The following is a 1,682-nucleotide window of genomic DNA, read 5'->3' as shown; positions in this document are numbered from 1 at the left end:
CCTCGCCGTTTCACTTGGGGATGGCTGGTTCTGGGGCGGAAATACGAAAGTGCCTTCCTGACCTGGGACGATGAACCTTGCTGAGGGGTTCTGTCGGTCCAGGCGGAGGGCACTTTCTACGTGCAGGCTATCGGGTTGCGTCCCAAGGTCTATGTCAGTGCTGATGGTTCGGGGGTGGTCGGGCATGCCGGGGCACGGTTACTGACGGATCTTGCTGATGCCACCGGGCTGACCGCCGCATACTCCGCCGCGCTCAGACCGCTTCGGCCGCGGGGGACCGGACATGATCCGGGCCGGATCGCCACCGACCTTGCGGTGATGCTCGCCGACGGCGGCGAGGCCATCGCGGACCTGGCCGTACTGCGGGACCAGACAGGGGTGTTCGGCCCCGTCGCCTCGAACTCCACGGCCTGGCGGCTGCTCGCCGACACCGACAACAGGACACTGGCTTCTCTGCGCTCGGCCCGCGCCCAGGCCCGGGAAGCCGCCTGGCTGCAGGCCGCCGAGCACGGCGAGGGCATACCCGCAGCCCGGGCCGGCGGACGAGAACTTCCCGGCCTGGTTCTGGACCTCGACGCCACCCTGGTCACCTGCCACTCCGAGAAAGAGCTGGCCGCACCCACCTACAAAGGCGGCTTCGGATTCCACCCGCTGCTGTGCTTCCTCGCCAACACCGGCGAGGCACTGTCCGGCCAGCTACGGCCCGGAAACGCCGGCGCCAACACCGCGAGCGACCACATCACGGTGCTCGACCAGGCGCTCGCGCAGATCCCCGATGCCCACCGGCACGGCACCGACATCCTCATTCGTACCGACAGTGCCGGATCCGCGAAAGCCTTCCTCGCCCACGTCCGCGACCTGCGGAAACAAGGAATTCGTACCTTCTTCTCGGTCGGATACGCCATCACCGAGCCGGTCCGCCGCGCTGTCCGGGCCATGCCCAACCACCTCTGGCATCCCGCCCTGGACCAGAACGGGACACTGCGTGATGGCGCCGAGGTCGCCGAGCTGACCGGCATGGTCGACCTGGCCGGCTACCCCGGCGGCACCCGCATCATTGTGCGCCGGGAGCGACCGCACCCCGGAGCCCAGCTGTCCCTGTTCGATCAGGACGAGGGCCTGCGGCATCAGGTGTTCCTCACCGACACCCCGTACTCCGGGGGCGGCTCCGCGCAGTTCCTGGAGGTCCGGCACCGGGGGCATGCCACTGTCGAGGACCACATCCGGTGCGGCAAGACCACCGGCTTCGGCCGCTTCCCCTCCCGCGACTTCGCCATCAACGCCGTCTGGCTCGAACTCAGCCTCGCGGCAATCGATCTGCTGGCCTGGATGCGCGTACTGCTGCTGGACGGTGAACTCGCGACCGCCGAACCGAAGAAGCTCCGCTACCGGCTACTGCACGTCACCGCCCGCCTCACCCGAGGCGGCCGCCGCCTGCGCTTACGGATATCGGCGACCTGGCCCTGGAGACACGAACTGGCCACGGCCTTCCACCGCCTCGCCGCACTGCCCCGACCCGCCGGCTGACCGGCAACCACCCCACCGGCCCACGACCCGAAGGACCCTGGAGAACCCGACCACTGCGCCGGGACTCTGCCATGGCTGAACACCGAAATCGCCACAGTCACTCGACAGTTGACCATCAGCGACGCCTCATCGCCCCAACCGAAACGGCGAGGCTA

The 1,682-nt window shown here is 68.5% G+C and carries 1 protein-coding gene; it reads left to right on the top strand.

What is annotated here, in order from left to right; all coding sequences use genetic code 11:
- Nucleotides 1-90: 90 nt before the first annotated feature.
- Nucleotides 91-1,527: an IS1380 family transposase gene (locus ABZ656_RS57830; RefSeq protein ID WP_360280777.1), complete on the top strand. Its 1,437-nt coding sequence runs from the start codon at nt 91-93 to the stop codon at nt 1,525-1,527.
- Nucleotides 1,528-1,682 lie beyond the last annotated feature (155 nt).

This window comes from Streptomyces sp. NPDC007095, from assembly GCF_040634475.1.
Classification (GTDB): domain Bacteria; phylum Actinomycetota; class Actinomycetes; order Streptomycetales; family Streptomycetaceae; genus Streptomyces.
This window is presented reverse-complemented; position numbering and strand designations above follow the sequence as displayed.